Annotated in this window: 25 protein-coding genes, 1 tRNA gene and 1 other RNA gene; 24 read left to right on the top strand and 3 right to left on the bottom strand. The window is 30.3% G+C overall.

Annotation, left to right across the window (positions count from 1 at the left end; all coding sequences use genetic code 11):
* The first annotated feature begins 48 nt into the window (after positions 1-48).
* The 8 genes from CPJCM30710_RS10045 (at position 49) to ffs (ending at position 7370) form a co-directional block, all read left to right on the top strand.
* Positions 49-1905 carry an APC family permease gene (locus tag CPJCM30710_RS10045; RefSeq protein WP_246503514.1) on the top strand — a complete coding sequence of 619 codons (1857 nt, stop codon included), beginning with the start codon at positions 49-51 and terminating at the stop codon, positions 1903-1905.
* Positions 1906-2255: 350 nt separating this feature from the next.
* On the top strand, positions 2256-3218 hold the full coding sequence (locus tag CPJCM30710_RS10040) for a CobW family GTP-binding protein (RefSeq protein ID WP_212904043.1): 963 nt from the start codon (positions 2256-2258) through the stop codon (positions 3216-3218).
* 97 nt (positions 3219-3315) lie between these two features.
* Positions 3316-3915: a GTP-binding protein gene (locus CPJCM30710_RS10035; RefSeq protein ID WP_212904042.1), complete on the top strand. Its 600-nt coding sequence runs from the start codon at positions 3316-3318 to the stop codon at positions 3913-3915.
* A 12-nt stretch (positions 3916-3927) separates the two neighbouring features.
* Complete coding sequence (locus tag CPJCM30710_RS10030; protein WP_212904041.1) at positions 3928-4830, top strand: permease; 903 nt, start codon at positions 3928-3930, stop codon at positions 4828-4830.
* A 14-nt stretch (positions 4831-4844) separates the two neighbouring features.
* The gene (locus CPJCM30710_RS10025; RefSeq protein WP_212904040.1) at positions 4845-5588 is read left to right on the top strand and encodes a TIGR03943 family putative permease subunit; all 744 of its coding nucleotides are present in this window, start codon (positions 4845-4847) and stop codon (positions 5586-5588) included.
* 275 nt (positions 5589-5863) lie between these two features.
* On the top strand, positions 5864-6640 hold the full coding sequence (lgt, locus tag CPJCM30710_RS10020) for a prolipoprotein diacylglyceryl transferase (RefSeq protein WP_212904039.1): 777 nt from the start codon (positions 5864-5866) through the stop codon (positions 6638-6640).
* A gap of 371 nt (positions 6641-7011) precedes the next feature.
* Positions 7012-7101, top strand: a tRNA-Ser gene (locus tag CPJCM30710_RS10015).
* A gap of 4 nt (positions 7102-7105) precedes the next feature.
* Positions 7106-7370: signal recognition particle sRNA large type (gene ffs, locus CPJCM30710_RS10010), an RNA gene on the top strand.
* Between the two features lie 216 nt (positions 7371-7586).
* Here the strand turns inward: ffs and CPJCM30710_RS10005 are convergent.
* Positions 7587-8075 (bottom strand): dihydrofolate reductase, encoded by a 489-nt coding sequence (locus tag CPJCM30710_RS10005; RefSeq protein ID WP_212904038.1) that lies wholly within the window; start codon positions 8073-8075, stop codon positions 7587-7589.
* Positions 8076-8309: 234 nt separating this feature from the next.
* Between CPJCM30710_RS10005 and CPJCM30710_RS10000 the strand changes: the two genes are divergently transcribed.
* The 13 genes from CPJCM30710_RS10000 to CPJCM30710_RS09940 all read left to right on the top strand — a co-directional run bounded on the left by CPJCM30710_RS10000 (position 8310) and on the right by CPJCM30710_RS09940 (position 20642).
* Positions 8310-8768 carry a DUF441 domain-containing protein gene (locus CPJCM30710_RS10000; RefSeq protein WP_212904037.1) on the top strand — a complete coding sequence of 153 codons (459 nt, stop codon included), beginning with the start codon at positions 8310-8312 and terminating at the stop codon, positions 8766-8768.
* Between the two features lie 180 nt (positions 8769-8948).
* Positions 8949-10592 carry a DNA polymerase III subunit gamma/tau gene (dnaX, locus tag CPJCM30710_RS09995; RefSeq protein ID WP_212904091.1) on the top strand — a complete coding sequence of 548 codons (1644 nt, stop codon included), beginning with the start codon at positions 8949-8951 and terminating at the stop codon, positions 10590-10592.
* Between the two features lie 105 nt (positions 10593-10697).
* Entirely contained in the window at positions 10698-11042 is a 345-nt protein-coding gene (locus tag CPJCM30710_RS09990; protein WP_212904036.1) for a YbaB/EbfC family nucleoid-associated protein, read from the top strand.
* A gap of 100 nt (positions 11043-11142) precedes the next feature.
* Entirely contained in the window at positions 11143-11739 is a 597-nt protein-coding gene (gene recR, locus CPJCM30710_RS09985) for a recombination mediator RecR (RefSeq protein WP_212904035.1), read from the top strand.
* Positions 11740-11875: 136 nt separating this feature from the next.
* Positions 11876-12145 carry a DUF2508 family protein gene (locus tag CPJCM30710_RS09980; protein WP_212904034.1) on the top strand — a complete coding sequence of 90 codons (270 nt, stop codon included), beginning with the start codon at positions 11876-11878 and terminating at the stop codon, positions 12143-12145.
* A 187-nt stretch (positions 12146-12332) separates the two neighbouring features.
* Positions 12333-12590 (top strand): pro-sigmaK processing inhibitor BofA family protein, encoded by a 258-nt coding sequence (locus CPJCM30710_RS09975; RefSeq protein WP_212904033.1) that lies wholly within the window; start codon positions 12333-12335, stop codon positions 12588-12590.
* 675 nt (positions 12591-13265) lie between these two features.
* Positions 13266-14297: a hypothetical protein gene (locus CPJCM30710_RS09970; RefSeq protein ID WP_212904032.1), complete on the top strand. Its 1032-nt coding sequence runs from the start codon at positions 13266-13268 to the stop codon at positions 14295-14297.
* 153 nt (positions 14298-14450) lie between these two features.
* A complete protein-coding gene (locus CPJCM30710_RS09965; protein WP_212904031.1) occupies positions 14451-14657 on the top strand; it encodes a hypothetical protein in 207 nt (68 codons plus the stop codon).
* A gap of 45 nt (positions 14658-14702) precedes the next feature.
* On the top strand, positions 14703-16211 hold the full coding sequence (locus tag CPJCM30710_RS09960) for a carboxypeptidase M32 (RefSeq protein ID WP_212904030.1): 1509 nt from the start codon (positions 14703-14705) through the stop codon (positions 16209-16211).
* A gap of 175 nt (positions 16212-16386) precedes the next feature.
* On the top strand, positions 16387-16572 hold the full coding sequence (locus CPJCM30710_RS09955; protein ID WP_212904029.1) for a hypothetical protein: 186 nt from the start codon (positions 16387-16389) through the stop codon (positions 16570-16572).
* 425 nt (positions 16573-16997) lie between these two features.
* Complete coding sequence (locus tag CPJCM30710_RS09950; RefSeq protein ID WP_212904028.1) at positions 16998-18074, top strand: pyridoxal-phosphate-dependent aminotransferase family protein; 1077 nt, start codon at positions 16998-17000, stop codon at positions 18072-18074.
* A 258-nt stretch (positions 18075-18332) separates the two neighbouring features.
* A complete protein-coding gene (locus CPJCM30710_RS09945; RefSeq protein ID WP_212904027.1) occupies positions 18333-19256 on the top strand; it encodes a D-2-hydroxyacid dehydrogenase in 924 nt (307 codons plus the stop codon).
* A 141-nt stretch (positions 19257-19397) separates the two neighbouring features.
* Positions 19398-20642, top strand: a complete 1245-nt coding sequence (locus tag CPJCM30710_RS09940; protein WP_212904026.1) for a DUF1015 domain-containing protein — start codon at positions 19398-19400, stop codon at positions 20640-20642.
* Between the two features lie 59 nt (positions 20643-20701).
* On the opposite strand, the gene CPJCM30710_RS09935 is transcribed toward CPJCM30710_RS09940, so the two are convergent.
* Both CPJCM30710_RS09935 and CPJCM30710_RS09930 read right to left on the bottom strand, forming a co-directional pair.
* Positions 20702-21394: a 5'-methylthioadenosine/adenosylhomocysteine nucleosidase gene (locus CPJCM30710_RS09935; RefSeq protein WP_212904025.1), complete on the bottom strand. Its 693-nt coding sequence runs from the start codon at positions 21392-21394 to the stop codon at positions 20702-20704.
* 166 nt (positions 21395-21560) lie between these two features.
* Positions 21561-22418: a CPBP family intramembrane glutamic endopeptidase gene (locus CPJCM30710_RS09930; RefSeq protein ID WP_212904024.1), complete on the bottom strand. Its 858-nt coding sequence runs from the start codon at positions 22416-22418 to the stop codon at positions 21561-21563.
* Positions 22419-22602: 184 nt separating this feature from the next.
* Here CPJCM30710_RS09930 and CPJCM30710_RS09925 point away from each other — a divergent pair, with 184 nt between their 5' ends.
* The 3 genes from CPJCM30710_RS09925 (at position 22603) to bioB (ending at position 25161) form a co-directional block, all read left to right on the top strand.
* A complete protein-coding gene (locus CPJCM30710_RS09925) occupies positions 22603-23370 on the top strand; it encodes a tRNA threonylcarbamoyladenosine dehydratase (RefSeq protein ID WP_212904023.1) in 768 nt (255 codons plus the stop codon).
* A 272-nt stretch (positions 23371-23642) separates the two neighbouring features.
* Positions 23643-24203 carry a biotin transporter BioY gene (locus CPJCM30710_RS09920; protein ID WP_212904022.1) on the top strand — a complete coding sequence of 187 codons (561 nt, stop codon included), beginning with the start codon at positions 23643-23645 and terminating at the stop codon, positions 24201-24203.
* A 1-nt stretch (position 24204) separates the two neighbouring features.
* On the top strand, positions 24205-25161 hold the full coding sequence (gene bioB / locus CPJCM30710_RS09915) for a biotin synthase BioB (protein WP_212904021.1): 957 nt from the start codon (positions 24205-24207) through the stop codon (positions 25159-25161).
* Positions 25162-25237 lie beyond the last annotated feature (76 nt).

The following is a 25237-nucleotide window of genomic DNA, read 5'->3' as shown; positions in this document are numbered from 1 at the left end:
TAGTTATTAAATTAAAAAAAATAGCAATACTATAATAAGAAAGAGGTGATGAAAGTGCCAATAAACATAAAAAAATATATAATTGGAGAACCTTTGAAGACTTCACAAATTCATCATGAAAAATATAGTGTTTTTAAGGGTCTTCCTATATTATCGAGTGATGCAATTTCATCTGTAGCTTATGCTGGTGAAGAAATACTGTGGGTCTTAATACCTGCAATAGGATTATTATCATATAGATATCTTTTTTATGTAACTATTTCTATAGTAGTGCTTTTGAGTATTTTAATTTTTTCATATCGACAGACTATAGAAAGTTATCCTAGGGGAGGAGGATCTTATATAGTTTCCAAGGATAACTTAGGAACAACACCAAGTCTTATTGCAGCAGCATCCTTAACAATAGATTACATTCTAACAGTAGCAGTAAGTGCCACAGCAGGGGTAGCTGCTATAACTTCAGCTTTTCCGGCATTGCTGCCATTTAAGATTACAATAACACTTCTTATAGTATTGCTTATGGCTATAGGGAATTTAAGAGGTATTAGTGAATCAGCAAAAATCTTTAGTGTGCCAACTTATTTTTTTCTATTTATGTGTTTACTTATGATAGTTTATGGATTAATAAAGTTTTATGTATTTGGATATGTATCTCCACCAGTAACGGGAGTATCTAGTAGTATGACTGATGTTTCAATACTTTTACTATTAAGAGCTTTCTCATCAGGTTGTACAGCACTTACTGGTATAGAAGCAGTAAGTGATGGAGTTCCAAACTTTAAGGAACCTGCTACAAAAAGTGCCAAAACCGTATTATCATTATTGTTTTTAATAATTGTAGTTATATTTGGGGGGGTCTCTTATCTTTCAACAATTTATCACGCTGTACCAAGTCTAGATAAGACTGTTATATCTCAAATTGCTGAGCAGGTTTTTGGCAAGGGAGGGATACTATTTTACTTAATGCAATTGGCTACCACTCTTATTTTGATAATGGCGGCAAATACCGCATTTTCAGATTTACCTCTTCTACTTTCATTCATAGCTAGAGACGGATATGCTCCAAGGCAACTTGGTAAAAGAGGAGATAGACTCAGTTATTCCAATGGAATAATTGCTCTTTCTGTAGCAGCAGCTACTTTGGTAATACTGTTTAGAGGAGAGAATCACTTCTTATTACCTCTTTATGCAGTTGGGGTGTTTATATCTTTTACCCTTTCTCAAACAGGTATGGTTGTAAAGTGGTACAGAAGTAGAAGTAAAGTTACCGGTTGGATTATAAGAGCTTCAATAAATGGATTTGGTGCTTTAATAACTTTTATAACAGCAATTATAATAGCAATCAATAAGTTTACCCATGGTGCTTGGCTTATATTTGTTTTGTTACCATTACTTATAACAGTAATGAAATGGATAAATAGACATTATAGAAAAGTAGCTAAGCAATTAAGTCTTGAGAACAATTATTTTCCTAAGTTTGATTGTGATACCATTAGGAGATTTATAATACCTATTGCAGGTTTAAATGAATCTGTTATAAAGGCTATAAATTATGCAAAATGTCTTTCTAATGATATAACGGCTTTTCATGTTTCTGTCAGTGATGAAGAAACAAAGGTTTTAGAAGAGAAATGGAAAAAGTATAAAATGGATATACCTTTAATAGTTACAAAATCAGAATATAGAGAAATTGTTGAACCTTTATTAAGTTATATTGAATCAAAAGAATTTCCTACTAAAGAGCACGACATAGTCACAGTTGTCATACCTCAATTTGTTGTTGGACATTGGTGGGGAAATATATTACATAATCAAACCGCATTTTTTATAAGAAGTACCCTTATTAAAAGTAAGAATATATCTGTTATTTCAGTTCCTTTTGTAATAGAAGATGATGAGGAGTAGTAATATATTAGGATTTCAAAGGTAAGTTGATGATAAATTTATGTTTACAATTTGTGTTTGTTTTACAGTGGTTTTAGAAATTATCTATTATCACTGTATTTTTTTATTAAAGACAAACAATTTTATATTATACAATTTATCTTCAATTAGGCACATCCTATCTGTATCTATTACAAATAAGTAGTGTAAAACAACTTATTTGAGCTAATTTCACAAAGTAAATTAGCTCAAATTTAATAGGCTCGATGCCTATTAAATTTTATTTAGTATTAATCCTAAATTTAAGTGAATATAATTACTAAAGATAAAAAACACAATTTCGTAGCTCTATAATTAAGGAGGAATTTTAAATGAAAATTGATATAATTTCTGGTTTTCTTGGAGCAGGAAAGACTACATTGATTCAAAAACTTATAAAAGAAGAACTTAATAAAGAAAAGATTGTAATTATTGAAAATGAATACGGAGAAGTCGGTATAGATGGAAACTTATTGAGAAGAGAAAATCTAGAAGTAAAGGAGATAACTTCTGGATGTATTTGTTGTACTATTGTAGGAGATTTCAGGACTGCTATAGAGGATATAGTAAAAAAGTATAATCCAGGCAGAATTATAATAGAACCTTCAGGAGTAGCAAAATTATCTCAGGTAATAAGCTCTGTAAGAGCAGTGGATTGTATAAAAAATCTAAAGGTAAATCTTCAAGTTGTAGTGATAGATATTCAAAATTTTGACGCATATATAACAAACTTTGGTGATTTTTACACTAATCAGATAGCTAATGCAAGAACTATAGTATTAAGTAGAACACAACTCGCTTCTGAAAGACAAGTTACTTATGCGGCTATGGCTATAAGAAAGATAAATCCGTGCTGTTCTATAATAACAACTCCCTGGGATAAGTTAACTTCAAAAAGAATTTTAGAAGTTGGAGAAAATAGATTTGAGGATATTTTAAAGGAAGTAAACCTTGTAAGAAAATCTCTTAATACAACACATGTAATAAGATCTCAATCTAGAGATTCAAGTAAACTTGCATCAGATATTTTTGATACTTGGGGAGCAGAAACCCCTAAGATATTTATGAAAAAAGATTTACAAATCATATTGGATAACTTAAAAGATGAAGAAAAATATGGTCTTATAGTAAGGGCGAAGGGAATTATAGAAGTAAAGAATGAAGGATGGGTTCAATTTGATTATGTACCTAATGAAATTCAAATAAAACCTATATCGTCGGATTATACGGGAAGACTCTGTGTTATAGGAAGTAAGCTTAGAAAAGAGGAAATAAAAAGGCTATTCTTAGGTTAAAGGTAATATTATATAGTTATCATTTTTATGAAGTCATACAATAAGTAGATTGTTGTTTAAGTAATAGTAATGAATAAGCAGTGTTCTAGGGGGATTTATGTTTAGGAGGACAGGGGTAGAAATTGTTACAGGTTTTCTAGGATCGGGAAAAACTTCTTTTATAAATTCTTTTTTAAAGATATCGAAAAAAAAGAATGAAGAAATTATAATATTTCAGTGTGAGAAAGGAAAGGGTATCATAAGTGAAGAGCTTACAAGTGATAAGAATATTGTAGTAAAACAATTCGCAAGCAACTATGAACTTAAAGAGAATGAATTTCTTAGGGCAGTAAAGTTTTATGCTCCTAATAGGTTAATAATTGAGAGTAATGGAGTTTGTAGCTTAGATAAGTTACTTTTGTTTTTAAATTCAAAACAAATTAAAAAATATGTTAAAGTAACTGCAATAATCACGATAATTGATGGATGTACATTTAACATGTTTTTTAAAAATATGGCTTCTTTAATCCTTCCCAATATACAGGCAGCAGACTTAATAATAGTAAGCAACTGTTCTAAAATTAGTGAAGCTATTGCAAAAGACATTATTGATAAGATCAAAGAACTCAATTTTCATGCTAATATTTTAAAATCTGACTTTACCTATACTATGATAGATAGTTTAAAAAATTGTTCAATAATTAAAAAGAAAATCTAAGGAGAGGACTATATGGATAACTTTGTAGGAGTTCTTGAAAGTTTTTCTCTAATATTTTCAAGCATAATATTAGAAGCACTTCCTTTTATCCTTATAGGAGCATTAGTTTCTGCATTTATGCAGACCTTTTTAAATAATGAAATGATAGAAAGGGTTACACCTAATAATAAGTTATTAGGTGGTGTAGCAGCAGCACTTTTAGGTTTAATTTTTCCAGTGTGTGAATGTGCTACTGTTCCTATTGCAAGAGGACTTATAAGAAAAGGTGTACCACTAAATATAGCTTTAGCCTATATGCTTGCTGCCCCAATCATAAACCCTGTAGTCCTTATGTCAACATATTATGCTTTCAATGGAAGTGGAAAAATAGTAGCTTACAGGGCTTTATTTGGACTGCTAATTGCTGTAGTAGTTGGATATTTAGTAGATATATTAAATGGTACAGAAAGTGTATTAAAGAATAATTCTTTATTTGTAAATGACAGCTGTAGTTGTGGTTGTAGTGGATACTTAAATAAAAAATCAAAATATCTTTCTATATTAAATCATACCTCTAAAGAGCTTTATGAAATCGGAAGATTTCTAATCATAGGAGCAGCAGTGGCTTCTTTTTTTCAAGTTGTTATTCCAAGGGACAAGTTACTAGCTCTTGGAAGCAATACTGTTTTATCAATATGGATAATGATGATGTTTGCATTTCTTATATCACTTTGTTCAGAGGCGGATGCTTTTATAGCAAGTACTTTTCTTGGAAGCTTAAATTTGGGACCAGTTATGGCATTTTTACTTTTAGGACCAATGGTTGATGTTAAAAATGCAGCTATGCTTTTTTCTGCTTTTAAAAAGAGTTTTGTAGTTAAGCTTATATTCTGCATTTTTTCTCTTTGTTTTATAGCTTGTTGTGTAATCATATAGAGAGGTGATGTAGCATGAGAAAATTTAATTTAAATGAGTTCCTGTGGCTTTTGTTTCTATTGCTTATGGCATTAACCATTTTTTATCTTTTAAAAACTTCTATTATTTTTAATTTGATTCACCCTAAGATGACAAAATATCTTATATTTTCTATTGTAGTATTGGTGTTGCTATCTCTTGCTCAAGTTCCAATGATATTTACTATACCTGATAGGGGAGGAATAAAAAAAGGGATTATAGTATTTTTGGGTGCACTTATTATGATTGGAACTGTGAGTAGAGAAGATATTAGTGCAAGCAATATTGCATCTAAGGGTATTAAGTTATCTACAAAAAGTTATTGGAAAGATATTGGTGATAAACATCATCATAATGAGAAAATTCCTCAAGGGGTAATAGAACTAAGAGAGGAAAATTTCTACTGCTATCTTGAAGATATAGAAAAGAATCTAAGCGGTTTTATAGGAAGAGAAGTTATAGTAGAAGGTATGGTTTATAAAACTCCATCTATGAAAAAAGATGAATTTATAATTGCTAGAATGGTTATGAGCTGTTGCGCTGCTGACGCTCAAGTTATAGGTATAAAATGTAGTGGAAATTTAGAAGTAAATCTTAATGAACAGTGGGTTCAACTGAGAGGAACTATAGGAAAAACTAAAGTTTTAGAGGATAGGAAGATAGTTGAAGTGCCTAAAATTGATGTAGCTTCCTTAAAGAAGATGGATAAACCTAATAATCTATATATTTATCAAGAATGATATTAATATATTATCAAATAATAATAAAAAATATATATTTTGTTTTAAGGCATATCTTTTTGATAGATTATCAAGGTATGCTTTTTAAAATTAATAATTTATTTTATAATTAAAGACAAATAATTCTGTATTTTATTAAAAATTCAGTTTGTTTTTGTGGGAAATTATGTTTTATAATAACTGTAGAAGTGTTAATAAGAGTTCACATATTTATCAATAAAATTACACATATCTAATGTATAATAATTTAAATAAAACTAAAGGGGGAGAAGTATTTGAATCAAGTGGCATTTAGTATTTTTGGTTATGATATAAGATGGTATGGAATTATGATATCTTTGGGAGTTTTAGCTGCTTTAGTTTTAGCTTATTGGAATTGTAGCAGAAAACGGATAAGCTTCGATAATTTTATAGATATTTTTATTATAGCTTTTCCAATAGCTATAATAGGTGCAAGATTATACTATGTAGTTTTTGAATTTGATTACTACAAGAATAACCTTTTGGAGATAATTAACATAAGGCAGGGTGGATTGGCGATTCATGGAGGGATAATTTTTGCATTTCTAGCAGCCTACATATACACTAAAAGTAAGAAGATGGATTTTCTACAGTATGTGGATATAGCTGCACCTTCCATAATATTGGCTCAGGCTATAGGACGATGGGGAAACTTTTTCAATCAAGAAGCTCATGGTGGTAAGGTATCTTATGATTTTATAAGTAGATTTCCTGATTTTATACAAAAGGGAATGTATATAGATGGCACGTATTATCATCCAACTTTTCTATATGAATCTATTTGGAACCTAATAATATGTTTGATACTTATATTAATTCTACACAAAAGAAAAGAAAAGAGTAAAGGAATTGTTATATCTAGTTATATGATTTTATATTCAATAGGAAGATTCTTTATAGAAGGCTTAAGAACAGATAGCTTATATTTTATGGGTTTAAGAACAGCTCAGCTTGTAAGCATTGCTGGTATAATTTTAGGGTTAATATTTATATTAATGATAGCAAAAAGAAAAAATGGTATATTTGTATGATTTAAAGCAGCCTCTAGAGCTGCTTCTTTTTATTGATAGGAGCTTATTTTTACATAAATTAATGTAAGATAACACAGTATATATTTTTATTTAAAGTTATATCAATGAGCTTATATAAAGAATGATTAATTTACATAGTATTCCTTTTGTGATGTCACAAGGATATAGAATAATTAAAAAAAATCCTAAAGTGAGAAATAGAAATCAAAATAATTTATCTAATTCGGGAACAATTATCCTATGTTTCCTTTTAAATTGATAAAAGAATCACTTGAAATGTTGCGTATTATTTATTATAATAAATATCGTGACAAGTAAATAAGCTTTGAACCGTTAGTAACGGTTGAGATGTATTAAAAAGTCGCTAATATGGAGAGATGTCTGAGTGGTTGAAGGAGCACGCCTGGAAAGCGTGTGTAGGGGAAACTCTACCGCGGGTTCAAATCCCGCTCTCTCCGCCATTTGTCGTGCTAGACGGGGAGTTAGCGGTGCCCTGTACCTGCAATCCGCTACAGCAGGGTTGAATCCCCCATTGAGGCCTTAGCCTGTGAGGCTCTGCCCCATGTAAGTGGTGTTGACGGTTGGGTCCCACGCAACGAGAGCCCGTGAACCTCGTCAGGTCCGGAAGGAAGCAGCGATAAGCGGTCCCTCTCGTGTGCCGTGGAGCAACCTGGCCCGAGCTAACTGCATGGGTAACGCTCATAGGCTATTGTCGAGGTGGGGTGCACGACATTACCAAGTATATTAAACCTTTCAGAGAAATCTGAAAGGTTTTTTTATTGATAACATTTGAAAAAGTAAAATATAACTAATAGTGATAGTTTACCACCTTAGTAAAAATTTAGTTTATTGAAAATGATAATCTTTTAGATTAATTAGAAACCCCTATATTTTAAAAATGTAGGGGCTAAGTTTGTACTAATTTATGTAGTAATACATCTTTATTTTACTTGCTTAAAATTAGAAACTCATAAGGCAGCTTATTTTGTTCATTCTCAACACCGATTTGTCTATCAACTACCTTCCACTCATCAAAATTAATTTCAGGAAAATGTGTATCCCCTTCAAAATCTTTTTTTACTTTAGTTAAGTATAGTTTATTAGTATGTGGAAGAAGTTGAGTATATATTTCACCTCCACCAATAATAAATATTTCTTCATCGGTATCCTTATATGTTTCTATAATGTGTTGCACAGAATAAACAACTTCTATATTAGTATCATCTATAGTAAAATTTTTATCTCTTGTAAGTATTATATGATGTCTGTTTGGAAGTACTCCTGGCAGAGAATCAAAGGTTTTTCTTCCCATTATTATTTTATGTCCTTGAGTGATTTTCTTAAATCTCTTTAAGTCCTCTGGAAGATGCCAAATAAGGTCATTATTTTTTCCTATAACTCCGTTTTGGGCTACTGCTACTATTATCGATAGCATTATAATTCCACCTCCATATTAATTTTAGAGTGATATTTGTAGTCTATAATTTTATATTATCATAATAACTCTTATTTTAAGTGCTTTCTATAATTATTAAGTGGTTTTATCGTAATAGTGATTATTTTATTATTATTTAAGTGGGTTATTATGTAATATTTTTATGATGATTTAATATATTTTAAAGTAAGTTAAGGAATATTAATAAATTAATTGTTATAGGGGGAATAGTGAGTGGAATCTTCTATTGTGCTTGGGATAATATTAATAGTCTCTATGGTTGGACATGCTGATTCAGTAGCTTTAGCTACTTGTATATTATTGATTATAAAAATTTTGCACTTTGATAACTATATCTTTCCTTTTATACAGGATAAAGGGGTTTTTTCAGGGTTAGTAATACTTATTGCTGCAATTTTAATTCCTATTGCTAAGGGGAATATTAATTATAATGATTTGTTAAAGTCTTTTACTTCTTGGAAGGGTATAATTGCATTATTACTTTCTTTGCTGACTACATATTTAAGTGGATTAGGAGTTCAATTCTTAACAGTCCAAGGTCATAGCGATATAATGCCAGCTTTAATTTTAGGAGCAGTTATTGCAGCAGCCTTTTTAGGGGGGGTACCTGTAGGTCCTTTTATTACTTCAGGAATACTTGCATTAATAGTTAAGTTATTTTCTAGGAAATAACTTATAATAAATAGTAAATGCATTTAGGTTATAATGATTTAGAGTGAGTTAACAATTAGAATTTTATTTTAATTCTAATACATTTTCTAGGATTATATTTCATTTGGTTTAAATGATTTATTTGATGTATAATAATGATAGATAACTATAAGATTTTAGGAAGTTGGGAAGGTGAAGGCCTTGGCTTATACAGCGTTATATAGAGAATGGAGACCAAGACGTTTTGAGGATGTGGTAGGTCAGGAGCATATAACTACTACTCTAAAAAATCAGATATTAAACGATAGAATTGCCCATGCATATCTTTTTTGTGGAACAAGGGGCACAGGAAAAACTTCTACTGCAAAAGTTATGGCTAAAGCTTTAAATTGTTTAAGCTTGCAGGATGGAGAACCTTGTAATCAATGTGATATGTGTAAAAAAATAAACAATGGTTTAGCAATAGATATAACAGAACTAGATGCAGCTTCAAATAATGGAGTAGATAAAATAAGAGATATTATAGATGATGTACAGTATCCACCTCAAGAAGCAAGATATAAGGTTTATATAATGGACGAAGTACACATGCTTTCTCAAGGTGCTGTTAATGCCTTTCTTAAGACTCTCGAGGAGCCACCAAAAAATGTTATCTTCATTCTAGCAACTACAGATCCTCAAAAGCTTCCTATAACTATTCTATCAAGATGTCAGAGGTTTGATTTTAAGAGAATAAGTACTAATGATATTTCAGGTAGACTTAGAAGAATTATTAAAGAGCAAGGAGTATTTGCTGACGATAGAAGTTTAAATCTTATTGCTAGAATTTCAGATGGAGCTATGAGAGATTCTTTAAGTATACTAGATCAAGCCATTTCTATGGGGGATGGTAAAGTAGATTATGAACAGCTAATATCAATGCTTGGGCTTGTAACAAATGAGTATTTGTTTAATATTACGGATACTATAATTGAAAGAAATATTGAAAAAACAATGAACATAATAGAGAATATTACGTTTTCAGGAAAGGACATACATATTTTTATAAAAGATTTGATTTCGCATTACAGAAATCTTTTAATGGTAAAGGTTACAAACAATCCAGAGGAAGTTTTAGATATGTCTCTTGAAAATATAGAAATTATAAAGCAACAAGCTTCAAGGGTAAGAATAGAGGAGATAATGAGAGCTATACGGATTCTTCAGGAAGCAGAAGATAATGCTAAGATGAGTAAGCAGGCAAGACTATATCTTGAACTTGCAGTCATAAAGATGTGCAAAATAGAGTATGATACTTCTAAAGAAGTGCTTCTTGCAAGAATTAATAAGCTTGAGGAGATTATTAAAAGTGGCAAAATAAGAGTGACTCAGCCCAAATCTGATGGGGAAGTATCATCAGTACAGGAAGTCACGTCAAAGGGTTCATCAGGAAAGAGTATTGCAAAAACTAATGAAGCAGAAGAACTTGCTTCAAGTGATTCTTTAGAACATAATGAACATTCTTCAATAACATTAGACGACATCAAGAGAGCATGGAAAGATATTTTAGAAGGTTTTAAGGCTAGAAGATGTATGGTTATCTATGCGTCTCTGGTTACAGGAAAGCCAGTTGCTTGTAATAATGGAGTAATAGAGGTAGAATATGAAGAACAGTATGCTTTTAATAAGGTGAGACTGGAAAAAGGCGATAATATTAAGTTAATAAATGATGTTTTCTCTGAAGTATTAAGAGATAAAGTAAAAGTAAAATATAGGGTAAATAAGAATGAAGTACAAAAAAACTCTACAGAAGAAATGTTAATTAATGTCCTTGGAGAAGATATCTTAGAAATTTTAGATGAATAATAAACAAATTTTATTTTTGCACATAATAATAAGTATAGGGATATAGTATTGAAATAAAAAATACTATATAATAAATAGAGATTTTAAATTAAGGAGGATTAGCAAATGGCAAGAGGCGGATTCCCAGGTGGTCTCGGCGGAGGAAACATGAACAATATGATAAAGCAGGCTCAAAAGCTTCAAAAACAAATGGAAGAAGTGCAAAAAGAGCTTGAAAATACAGAGTTTGAAGCTTCAGTTGGTGGTGGAGCTGTTATGGTTAAGGCTAACGGTAAAAAAGAAGTTACAAGTATAGCTATAAAGCCAGAAGTTATTGACCCAGATGATGTTGAAATGCTAGAAGATTTAATTCTTTCAGCAGTAAACGAGGCCTTAAGAAAGGCTGAGGAGGAATCAGCAAATAAGATGGGTAAATTAACTGGTGGATTAAATATACCAGGAATGTTCTAAGTTGCTTTTTAGTTATATAAAATAATGTAGTTTATTTAGGCATACAGTGAATTGATGTTCTCTGTATGCCTAAAATATTAGAAAGGAAGTGCGAAGAATAATGGAGTTTTATCCAGTTGCTATAGAAAAGTTAATAGAAGAATTCGCAAAGTTACCAAGTATAGGACAAAAAACAGCTCAGAGATTAACTTTACATATATTAAACCTCCCCAAGGAAGAGGTAGAAGAATTTGCTCATGCACTTGTGAAGGCAAGAGGAACTATAAAGTATTGTTCAATTTGTGGAAACTATACGGACAAAGATCCTTGTGCCATATGCTCAAATCCTAGTAGAGAGAAGGTTGTTATTTGTGTAGTGGAGCAACCGAAGGATATAATGACTATGGAGAAGGTAAAGGAATTCAATGGAGTTTATCATGTACTTCATGGAAATATTTCTCCAATGCAAGGTAGAGGCCCGCAAGATATTAGAATAAGAGAATTAGTAGCAAGAATGTCTGGAGATATAAAAGAAGTTATAGTTGCAACTAATCCTACTATAGAGGGTGAAGCAACGGCTATGTATATATCTAAGATTTTAAAACCCTTAGATGTGAAGGTTACGAGAATTGCTGCAGGAATTCCCGTTGGCGGAGATTTAGAATATGCTGATGAGGTAACACTTTCAAAAGCCCTTGAAGGAAGAAAGGAAATTTGACAATAGTAATTAATCATAAAAGATTATTATTTTACACTAAGGTATTTATTGGTACCTTTTTATTGTGTAAAGAAAGAGAAGGAATATAACACCTAAAATATGTTAATAATATAAAAAACATATTTTGGAGGAGTTTATGAATAAAAAATTTATTATTGAATATGTTATGAATAGAATAGATGATTCAAAGGAAAAACAGGATTTACTTAATCAGATTGAAGAAGCAAGAATACAACTTAATGAGATTAGAGAAATATTTGATTATGTAAGTGATCCAAAACTTATTGAATTTGCAATCTATTCTGAACAGGCTGCTAGGACAAGATACGAATATTTATTAACAGAGGCAAGAAAAAAAGGCATAAAGATAGGCTATGAATATATATTTCTAAATCAATGTAAGTAAACACATACAAGTTCAATCTGTAATGAAGTTTAGAAGACAAAGTTAATAGGTATATAGTCTATTAACTTTTAGTTAGATTCATTTAGTGAAAAGAGAGCAGATAAGCTCAAGTTTCAGTGTTTTTTAGAAATTTCTAAGCTAAATTGTAGATTTGTATATTATAGAATGGTGTAAAGGGATGAGGGAAATGGATGTATTAACCTATTCAATTGTGGGAATATTTTTATTAATAATTTTAGTTAGGGTATTCTCATGGCCATTTAAAATTCTCCTAAAGCTTGTTGCTAATGGTGTTTTAGGAGTAATTTTGCTTTTTATAACAAACTACATAACAAGAACATTTTTTAATTTTACTATTGGCATAAATCCTATTACAGCATTAATTGCAGGATTTTTTGGCATTCCAGGAGTTATTTTTTTGGTAGTATTTAGATTGTTTCTATAGTTAATTGATATAGAACTCTAGGAACTGATAGCTTAGTAAATTTCTTTCTAATAGGAGAGACTACCTATGAATCACGCCACTTTAGTAGTGTAAGGTTTAAAACTATAGTACTATGTTTTATATTTTATAGTTAAGTAAATTTAATAAAGTTGATCAGAAATTGAGCTTACTAAAGGTAACCAAATTTAAATATTAAACAATTAACGGAAATAAAATTTAATAGGTATCTAGCCTATTAAATTTGAGCCAGATCTCACTTTATGAAATCACAGTAATAAGAAAACAGGTGGCTAAACAGCACACCTGTTTTCTTTTTATTTTATAAATAGCAGTGAAATATAGAAAATAATGCAGATCATACTTGGATTTTCATAAGAATATATTTAGGAAAAGTGCAAAATTTCTCTTACAGCAATAATTATATATAAATTAAAAAAATATGTTATTATGTAAAGTTTTTTAAATTAAAAAGCATAAAATTACTTTTAAGATTAAAATTTTAGTACTTAGTATAGAGTTTTTGTAAAATTAATCTTAAAACTGTTAAATATAGCAATAAATTTACAAATAATGAAAATAGATGGTATAATTAATTAATGGTATATGGTAAAAATTTCAATAAAATAAGTGTGTGGTAGAGATTAAATATATAAGTAATAAAAGGGGATGGTTAAGTTGGGTTTTAAGCAATATTTGAAAAGTTATCGTGTACAAATAATTTTAGCAACTTTTATTGTTTTTATTACAGCTTTTTTCCTTACAAATACACATAAAATGATATTATATGTAGCAAATCCGCCTAATATAAAGAATATCCTTGGGGGTAAGGAGATTATAAATAAATTTTTATCAATTAATACATTAAAAGTTTTACTTATGTACCTAATTTATGGAATAGTGGTATCTATGTTCTTTAAAGATAAGACTAGTACTTTTTTTACTGAAAATGAAGATAAAAAATTAGCTTTATATTTTACTAAGTATTTGGCAGTTATAACTTCTACAACAATAGGATTATTTTTAGTTTTTTTAGTTAAGTTGATAGTATATAAAAAAGGTTTTTATTTTTTTAATACTTTAGGAAATGTAGGGCAAGATTCAGTGTTTATGTTCTTTTTTATTCAGTTATCCTTTGCTCTTTTTGGGTGTAGCGTAGTATTTTCTGCCAATATGTTTTTTAAGGAAAATCTTTTAGCCGTGTTATTTCCTCTGTTTTTCTTAGAAGTTATAGTTTTACTTTTGGGTGCAACGACCATTTTTATAAGTGAAAAATTAGTGTTTTTAAAATATATTCTTTCTTTTATTAATGCAGGTTTAGTAGATAAATTAATAATAAATACCACACATGACTATAGAATAGAATCATTACCTATAACAATTCAAGTAATGATTGGCATAGTTATAATTCTTTTTTCTGTTCTTCTACTTTTATTAGGTTATTTAGTTTATTTGAAAGTTAGAAAAGACAAGATTAATGAAAATTATTATTTTAATTTAGTTAGTAGTATAGTTTATATATCTACAAGAGTAACTATTAGCTATTTAATTGCCTTTACAATATCATCTGTTTTAACAATCTTTTTTAAAGGTATTTCTATAGAAGATGGAAAATTGATGTTTAATGCTATTTTATTAATTTCTACTGCATTTTTTGTAGCTTTTAAATATTATATTCCTAAATTAATATTGGATCAGGAAGTTGCATAAGTATAAGTATACAATAATGTCTCAATATAAGAGTTTTTAGGGTATTGGTTGATTAACCATGCCCGTTTTTGTTATTTTTGGAAAGTAACCCTAACTTTAGCTTAACTTAATATGATGATATAATAAAAGTAATTTGCACTTTGGAGGTAGGATATGACAAGAGGCACAAAGATAAACTGTAAGCATTGTCCAGATTATAAAAATAATAAATGTGATAGTAATGAAAAGAATTGCTTATGTAGAGAATGTCCAAGAAATTTAGGGCAATGTATATGTGTTAAATACTGCAGAGAAACAGAATCAATTTTGATTTTTGATGAAGAACGAGAAGACGACGGTAGAGATATTTATGGAGATTAATAATAAATATCTGTAGGGTAATGAGTTAAAAAAGGGGGGGGATTTATGAAGGTTAAACAAAAGCTACAGGAATTAAAGAATTATATAAAAAATATGGAACTTTTGGATCAAGCAACAGGAATTATTTATTGGGATATGAGAGTAGGAATGCCTAAAAAGGCAGTAGAGCAAAGATCAGAGCTTATAGGATATCTTTCATCAGAAGGTTATAAACTGGCTACTAGTAATAAGGTGAAAAGATTTATAGATTTTTTTGAGTGTTATATGGATCAGCTTACTGTAGTTGAAAAAGCTATGATTAATGAATTAAAGAAAAAATATGAAGATGTAAAAAAGATTCCTGAGGATAGATATAAAGAATTTGTAATAGCTTGTTCTAAATCTGAAGCTGCATGGGAAGCAGCTAAAGAAAAAGGTGACTTTGAAATTTTTAGACCTCATTTAGAAAAGATTGTTGACTTTCAAAGAGAGTTTATTGAGTATAAGGGTTATATTGATAATAAATATGATTGTTTATTAGATGATTATGAAAGAGGAATAACTGTTAAAAGACTTGATGAGGTATTCGGAGAACTTAGAGATGCTATAGTAAAATTATTAAATAAAGTGAAAGGTAGTAAGATTAAGATAGAGGATTCCTTTCTAAAAGAAAAGTTTACAAAGGAGGATCAAGAGGAATTTGGTAAATTCATTCTTGAAGAAATGGGTTATGATTTTCAGGCTGGTAGAATAGATGAAAGTGTGCATCCTTTTACTATAAACTTTGGAAATAGGGATGTAAGAATAACTACTCATTATTATGAGTATGATTTTAGAAGCGCTCTGTTTAGTTCTATACATGAAGGAGGCCATGCTATTTATGAACAGGATATTCCTGATGAACTTATAGGTACTGGTCTTGCTACAGGAGTTTCTATGGGAATACATGAGTCACAATCAAGATTCTATGAAAATATTATAGGAAGAAGTAAGGGTTTTTGGAAGGTTTTTTTTCCTGAAGCTCAAAAGAGATTTCCTCAATTTAGGGATATATCTCTTGAAGACTTTTATAAAGCTATAAATATTGTAGAACCATCACTTATTAGAACAGAAGCAGATGAGTTAACTTATAGTCTGCATATTATTATAAGATATGAGATTGAAAAAGCACTTATTAATGGTATCATTGAAGTTAAGGATCTTCCGAGAGTATGGAATGAAAAATATAAGGAATATCTAGGGGTAGAACCTTCTAATGATTCAGAAGGAGTATTACAAGATATGCATTGGTCAGATGGTTCTTTTGGATATTTTCCAAGTTATGCGCTTGGAAATCTTTATGGAGCACAAATGCTTAATAAAATGTTAGAAGATCTACCTAATATTTATGAAGAAATAGAAAATGGTAATTTGGGTGTAATCCATAGGTGGTTAAATAATAATGTTCATAAGTATGGTTCTGTTTATAAGCCTGCAGAACTGATAAAAATTATAACAGGGCAAGAATTAACAGCTAAGTATTTTATAGAATACCTAAATAAAAAGTATTCTGATATTTATCAACTAGATTACTAAATTTACTACGTTATTTATTATTAATATCATTGAAGACTTTATCTAAGTAGCTCTTATGCTATTTGCTATCATTCTGATAAGTGAATTTTGTTAAAAACAATTATGTTCCGATTGAATATAAACTAATTTTTTGGTAAATACTAAAAGTAAAAAAATCATAATCAGGAGTAATGATATGTATTATAGTGAGTTGAAAAGTATAATTGGACAAAATTGCATTGGTTATAATCCAAGAAGTGCAACGTCAATTATGAGTATGGGTTCATTAGCACAAAGTTGTAATAACTGTAGTAATTTTATAAAAGGAAAATGCGCTAAGGATTTATTTGATGCTATGAAGATAATGATTAAAACAAACTAAGTAAGAAGATTTACCTTATGTTAAGATTTTAAATATAATAAATGCTAAGTAAGTTTATTCGATAAGGTATTAGTATAATTATGAGTGAATTACTCCCATCTTATAAGGTGGAGATGAATAACACGAAGTGTGTTGAAAATAATTTTTATAGTATTAGTATGAGAGCTTTGGATATTTTATGTACCAAAGCTTTTTTATTTTGGTGATTATTAAGAAGTTTATTTGCCGTCGTTTTACAAATTAAAATCTGAATAAGTAATGAAAGGTTCGATGCCTTTTCAGTCTTATTAACACTATAAGGCATGTCTTATAGTGTTAATAAATTTGAAAAATTTCTAATTAATGTTGTATATGTAATTTAATGGTGATAAAATTAATAGATAATAAATAACAATGGTATTATAAAGTATATTAGGGGGGTTTTTATGCACAAAAAGTTATTTATTCCTGGTCCGGTTGAGGTAAGAGAAGATGTTCTTAAACAAATGTCAAGACCTATGATAGGCCACAGAGGAAAGGAAGCCTCAGAGTTACAAAGAAGAATAAGTGATAATTTAAGAAAAGTATTTTATACTGATAGTGAAATTCTTCTTTCAACTACTTCAGGAAGTGGCCTTATGGAGGGTGCTATTAGATCATGTACACTAAAAAAAGCTGCTGTATTTTCAGTTGGAGCTTTTGGAAATAGATGGTACGACATGGCGCTAAATAATAATGTACCTGCAGATAAGTTTGAATCTACTTGGGGAAAGGCACTAAAAGCTGAAGAGATTGATAAGACATTAGCTACAGGAAAGTATGACCTAATAGCTATAACTCATAATGAAACTTCTACAGGGGTTATGAATCCTATTGAGGAAATCGCAGAAGTAATAAAAAAATATCCAGAAGTAGTTTTCTGTGTTGATACGGTAAGTTCTGCAGGAGGAACTAAAATTGAAGTAGATAAGTTAGGAATAGATATCTGTATAACTTCAACTCAAAAGGCATTAGGTTTGCCTCCAGGACTTTCAATTTGTACATTTTCTGAAAAAGCAAAAGAAAGAGCTGAAAAAGTTCAGTTCAGAGGAACATACTTAGATTTGCTTGCTCTATATAAATATATTCAGAAGAAGAACTATCAATATCCTTCAACCCCTTCAATTTCACATATGTTCGCACTAGATTATCAACTTAATTATATTTTAAATGAAGAAGGATTAGAAAATAGATTTAAAAGACATATAGATATGGCAGAGATTGTTAGAGAGTGGGCAGAGGAATATTTTGAAGTATTTCCTGAAAAGGGTTGTTGGTCTAACACTCTAACAAATATTAAGAATACTAGAGGAATTGATGTTGGAGCACTAAATAAGGAGCTCGGTAATAGAGGATTACAGATTTCTAATGGTTATGGAAAGCTTAAAGATCAAACATTTAGAATAGCTCATATGGCAGACTGTACCGTAGAGGATGTTAAAAACCTACTTGAAAATATTAATGATATTCTTAGCTTAAAGTAAATATAAACAACTTCAATCCTTAATGAATTTAGAAAAAATAAAATTGAATAGACATATGAGCTATTCAGTTTTAGTCAGATTCCATTTTGTCAAATGACAACAAATAGATTCAAATGCAATACTGTTTTCTGAAATATAAGTTCAGTTATGAAGTCGTTTATATATAAGGCACTGTTAGATATTTTATGCCACACAGTATTAATTTCTGTAATTTACAATGATGAATTTCTAATAACAGAAATATAAGGGGGAGAGTGAATGTATAAAATTTTAGTGACAGATGGACTTGAAAAAGAAGCTATAGAAAAGCTTAGAGACTTAAATTTTGAAGTAGTAGAACAGTATTATTCTCAAGAGGAGCTTGGGGTTATACTTAGAGACTTCGATGTTGTTGTAATAAGATCAGCTACAAAAATTAAGAAGGATGTTATAGATAAGGCAAGAACGGAAGGAAGACTTAAGTTAATAATAAGAGGTGGAGTTGGTGTAGATAATATTGATGTAGCCTACGCTTTAGAAAATGGTATACAAGTTATGAATACTCCCAATGCCAGTTCTTCTTCTGTAGCTGAGTTAGCTTTAGGACACATGTTTGCCTTAGCGAGGTTTATAAATATATCTAATGTTACTATGAGAAAAGGTGAGTGGAATAAAAAGAAATATAAAGGCATAGAACTTAATGGGAAGACTCTTGGAGTAATAGGCATGGGAAGAATAGGAAGAGAACTCAGTAAAAAAGCATCAGCTCTTGGTATGAAAGTAATTTACTTTGATGGACTAGGTGCTATAAATGATCTTAATCAATATGAGTATAGAAAATTTGAAGAGTTGTTAAAAGAATCAGATTTTATATCAATTCATGTTCCTTACGATGAATTAACAGGATCTTTAATTGGAAGTAAAGAGTTATCTATAATGAAGGATGGTAGTTATATAATAAATTGTTCAAGAGGAAAGGTTGTTGATGAAAATGCTTTACTTGAAGCACTAAGCGGTGGAAAATTAGCTGGTGCTGGAATAGATGTATTTGAAGAGGAACCAACTCATAATGATAAGCTTTTAAATCATCCAAGAGTAAGTGTAACTCCTCATATAGGGGCAGCTACTAAAGAAGCTCAGGAAAGAATAGGAGCAGAAGTAGTTAGTTTAATAAATGATTTCTTTAAGCTTTCACACGAATAGAGATACACAAATTGAACTCTTTATTTATAAATTTGTGTCTATTGTATAGCTGATATTAGTTTATAGTAAAGGACATCAGCTTTTAATAATATGAAAGGCTGATGTCCTTTATATATAGTTTTTGTATTGGAGGTAATAGTCATGGCTACAATAAGGGCATTTAAAGCAGTTAGACCTACGAAAGAACTTTCTCATATGGTTGCGGCACTTCCTTATGATGTTATGAATTCTGAAGAAGCAAGAGAGATGGTTAAAGATAATCCATATTCTTTTCTTCATGTAGATAGGGCTGAGGTAAATTTACCACACTCTGTAAATATTTATGATGAATCCGTATATAAAAAGGCTAGAGAGATTCTTCACAACATGATTGAAAAATCAGTATTTATAGAAGATAAAAAACCATGTTTATATGTATACAGACAGACAATGAATGGTAGAAGTCAAACTGGACTTGTTGCTTGTGTTTCAATTGATGATTATATAAATAATAGGGTAAAAAAACATGAACATACTAGACCAGATAAGGAGCAAGATAGAATAAACCATGTAAATTACTGCGATGCTAATACAGGGCCTATTTTCTTGACTTATAGAGAAGAGCATAATATATCTGAAATTATTGATGAATGGACAGAAAGACAACCTGTTTATAACTTTGTGGCAGAGGATGGTATAGGTCATACAGCTTGGGTCATTGATGATAAAAATGTTGTTGATAGATTAACAGCTCTTTTTAAGAAGGTGCAATATCTCTATATTGCAGATGGTCATCATAGAGCAGCCTCAGCGGCGAGAGTTGGATTACTAAGAAGGGAAGAAAAACCAAATTATACAGGAGAAGAAGAATTTAATTTTTTTCTTTCTGTTATATTCCCTGATAGCCATTTAAGAATTATGGACTATAACAGAGTAGTGAAGGACCTGAATGGTCTTAAGTTAGAAAAGTTTCTTGAAAAGGTGGAAGAGAATTTTTATATTTTCCCTAGAAGTAATAACGAACCTTATAGACCAGAAGCCAAACATACTTTTGGACTATATGTTGAAGGAAAATGGTATAAGCTTGAATCTAAGGAAGGTACTTTTGATGAAGAAAATCCAATAGAAAGGTTAGATGTTTCGATACTTCAAAAGAACCTACTTTATCCTGTCTTAGGGATAGAGGATGAAAGAACGGATAAAAGAATAGGCTTTGTTGGAGGTATTAGAGGGTTAAAGGAGCTAGAAAAGAGAGCAAACAATGATATGAAGGTAGCTTTTTCCTTATATCCTACAACAGTAGAAGATATTATGGACATAGCAGATATTGGGGAAGTGATGCCTCCAAAATCTACTTGGTTTGAGCCTAAACTAAGAAGTGGGTTGTTTATTCATAAGTTAACATAATAAAATTAATAAGACATCGAGAATATAAAAGCCTCACAGCATTGCTGTGAGGCTTTTGACTACATTTTTTCTATCATAGTTTTAAGAATTGTAGTTGAGTTTTTAACACCTATTGGTATGAATTTTTGGAAATCCATGTGAGCTCCATTGTTTGCATTATCTGATATTGAACGAATTACAACAAAAGGAACTTGATTTAAGTAACAAACATGGGCTATGCTACCGCCTTCCATTTCACAAGCAAAAGCCTCGAACTCTGAAGCAAGCCATTGAATTTTTTCTATACTTGCAATGAATTGATCTCCAGTAACGATTCTTCCAGTAAAGCTCTTTATCTCAGAAAGCTCTTTACAAGCTTGCTGTGCAACTTCTATAAGTTTAGAGTCACACTTGAAGTCAAAAGTATCAAGTCTTGGAATTTGACCATACTTATCCCCAAAAACTGTAGTATCTACATCATGTTGTACAAGAGAATCAGCTATAACTACGTCTCCAGGGTATATATCCTTGCCTATTCCTCCAGCAACGCCTACATTTATAATATTATCTACATTATATTCACTAATAAGAATTTGAGTACATATAGCTGCATTAACCTTACCTATTCCACATACTACTGCAACTACATCTTTACCCCAAAGGTTACCTTCATGGAATGTCATATTTGCCTTAGTTTCAGACTTTTTTAAGTTCATGTCCTTTAAAAGTATTTCAAGTTCTTCGCTCATAGCTCCAATTATTCCGATTATCATTTGGTATTCCTCCATTTCAAAAATTTCTACTTAATTATACCCAAAAGAGATTTTATACTCAAACAATTATTATTTAAAGGTAGTATTTCTGTATATTATTTTTATGTAATTTAACAAAGGGAAATCTCGTTAGACCTGAGCAAGTTTGATGCATGATTAGTTTTATTTAGATTCCATCCCTATTATCCAAAGACATTATTTCAAATCCTATTTTCATAAGATATATTCCGCAAGTTGTAAATATTAAAGAAAATAATATCATATAGTCTCTAGATAAATCATCTACAAACCATATTGGAAGTATGGCTATAAGATTGTTTATTCCATGACAAAACATACAAAGAATGATAGATTTAGTCTTAATATAAAAGTAGCCTAAGAGTAATCCTAATAAGAAAGCATTAATTCCTTGAGGTAAGTTTAAGTGTGCTACAGCAAAGACTAATGAAGATATAATAAGAGCTATTTTAGGAGAATATTTTTTGCAAAGTCCATTAAGTATTATTCCCCTATATAAGAATTCTTCCTCTAAGGGAGCTGCTAATATGGTTATTAATATAGCCGAAGTTGTGTTTCCAAATAAACTGTCAAAGCTTTCTTCTATAAATTTTGGTACAGGAAGATGGGATGTAATATGATTTAAGGATCCATCAAAAAACAGCCTAAAACCTAATATTATAAGAAACACACTTAATAAATCTATATAAGAAAACTTTTTTGTTAGAAATGACCTATGAGTTCTAAAAGTAAAAGTTTTATATAATATAAATATACTTAGTAGCGCAATAATAAATTGAATAATGAAGGGCATTATTCCGTACCCTTTAATATTTAAGATGTTTTTCCCAAATAATGAATAAAATAATGTAGAACCTATAAAGGATGCGAGAAAAAGTAATGCTGAAATAAGAATGTATAATAATATAGCACCTATAGAATTCAGAATTCCTATTTTCTTAGTATCTACTACTTCTTCTTCTAAATCTAATATGCAATTAAAAATTCTTATATTTCGCCAAGTCATTTAATCACCTCAAAAAGTATTATATAAGGAATATATTAACATTTAATCACATTTATGTAAATAATATCAGGGAGCTGAGGTGGGTTATCAATTAGCTGTTGTAGAAAAGTTATTTGTGGTATATTATAATAAAGATTAATAAAAGCTAAATTAGAGTGATATATGATAAAAGGAGAGTAATCAAATGATACAACATCCATTATCAAGAACGGAACTTCTTATTGGAAAAGAAGCTTTAGATAAATTAAGAAATAGCAAGGTTATGGTGTTTGGTGTAGGAGGCGTTGGAAGCTTTACAGTAGAAGCTCTTGCAAGATCAGGAGTTGGAACATTAATATTAGTTGATGATGATACAGTTTGTTTAACTAATTTAAATAGGCAAATACATGCTACCTTTGATACCATCAGTAAGAACAAAGTAGAAGTTATGAAGGAAAGAGTGCTTTCTATAAACAGAAAGTGCAATGTTATAACTCATCAAGTTTTTGTAACTGAAGATAACATTCCTGAAATAATAACAGATGATGTAGATTATGTAGTTGATGCCATAGATACAGTTTCAGCTAAGATTGCTCTTGCTGTATTCTGTGAGCAGAAGAATATTAAGCTTATTAGTTCTATGGGAACAGGAAATAAACTTGATCCAACTCAATTTAAAGTTACAGATATCTATAAGACGAGAGTTTGTCCACTCGCTAAAGTTATGAGATATGAACTTAAGAGAAGAGGAGTTAAGAAGCTTAAAGTAGTCTATTCAGAGGAGCAACCACTAAAACCAAAGGTAGATGATGTAGTAACTTGTAAAACTGGATGTGTTTGCACAGGAGGAACAAAAAAATGTTCTGCTAAAAGACAAATACCAGGAAGTATATCATTCGTTCCACCAGTATCAGGAATAATAATGGCATCAGAAGTTGTGAAAGATTTAATAAAAGAGTACATAAACAAATAAGAAGTTTAGTTAAGGGTTATCGTTTAAGATAACCCTTTATTTATTTTTTAGCGGGTTTACCTAATATATAATGAATGAGAAAAGTGGTATAGGTTTTAGATGTCTTTGAAAAAATTTGGGTTTACAGGTATTATATTATTTAAAGTAAACCAGAGAAGTCTGCTTTATGCTAATTGTAAACCTAACTAATAGGTTTAGTTGACAAATTTGGTATGGAACATTATCATAAAAAATATACTTATATTAAATATTATTTGTAGAGGAGAATTAGTATGAAATTAAGAGCAAAGGATATGATTTTAGTTGCATTATTTACTGCACTAACAGCTATAGGAGCATTTATTAAAATTCCTATCCCATATATTCCAATAACCCTTCAATATTTTTTCTGTGCTTTTGCAGGAATACTATTAGGCTCAAGACTAGGAGCATTTTCACAGATTCTTTATGTTGCACTTGGATTATCTGGACTTCCAATTTTCACACAAGGAGGAGGATTGACCTATATTTTTAAACCATCTTTCGGATATCTTATTGGTTTTATAGTAGGAGCCTTTGTTATTGGACTAATTACAGAGAGACTAAAAAAGATAAACTTTTTCAATATTTTCGGTGCAAGTCTAGCAGGTCTTTTCTTTATCTATACTATTGGACTTATCTATTTTTATATAATAATGAATTTTTATCTAGCAAAGCCAGCAACTATTTGGTTTGTATTTTATGCTGGATTTTTGACTACAATAGGTGGAGATTTATTGAAAAGTGTGATTATAGCTTTGATTTGCTTAAAACTTCTACCTGCATTAAGAAAATCAGGTTTAGTGGAGGTTTAGAATGAATTACGCATTTCAATTATGTGAAAAAGTAAAAGATGGATATTCTCTAACTTTTGAGGATGCCTTTAAGTTATGGGATGAAGATTTAGATATCCTACTTAAGGCATCACAAGATATTAAAGAGTATTTTTGTGGAAGCAGAGTGGATTTATGTTCTATAATGAATGCAAAGTGCGGAAGTTGTTCTGAGGATTGTAAGTACTGCGCACAATCAGCTCATTACAGCACAGGAATAACTTCTTATCCCTTAGTAAGCTATGAGCAGATAATTGAATTAGTTAAGGAAAATGAGAGAGAGGGAGTCCACAGATTTTCACTTGTAACTAGTGGTAGAGGACTTGAGGGAAAGGATTTTGAAAAGGTAGCTAATTACTATAAAAATCTTTCGGAGGAAAGCACATTAGGATTATGTGCCTCTATAGGAATAATATCGAGAAAGCAGTTAGCTGAGCTTAAAGATTCAGGTGTCCAAATGTATCACCATAACCTTGAAACTAGTAGAAGGTATTATAATAATATATGTTCAACGCACAGTTATGATGATAGGATAGAAACCATTGAAGCTGCGAAGAGTGTTGGGCTTAAGATATGTTCTGGAGGTATCATAGGTATGGGAGAAACTTTGGTGGATAGAATAAACATGGCTTTAGAGCTTAAGGAACTTGAAGCAACATCAATACCTATAAATATACTTATGCCTGTGAAGGGAACCCCTTTAGAGGGATTAGCTCCTCTAACTGAAGATGAGATACTAAAAACAATGTCTATATTTAGGTTTATAAACCCACAAGCATCTATAAGATTAGCTGCTGGTAGAAATCAATTAACTAATAATGGGGAAGCTGCTTTGAAATTTTGTGCTAATGCAACCATAACAGGAAATTATTTAACTACTTGTGGTAATAAAATCAAGGATGATATAAGACTTATAGAATCTTTAGGACTAAATGTTTAGTATTAAAGTTAACTGACCATTAAGTGGGCTTAGCTTTAGTCAGATTTAACTTAGTGAAATGAAAACAAATAAGAAA

This window comes from Clostridium polyendosporum (assembly GCF_018332455.1).
Taxonomy (GTDB): Bacteria; Bacillota; Clostridia; order Clostridiales; family Clostridiaceae; genus Clostridium_AY; species Clostridium_AY polyendosporum.
This window is presented reverse-complemented; position numbering and strand designations above follow the sequence as displayed.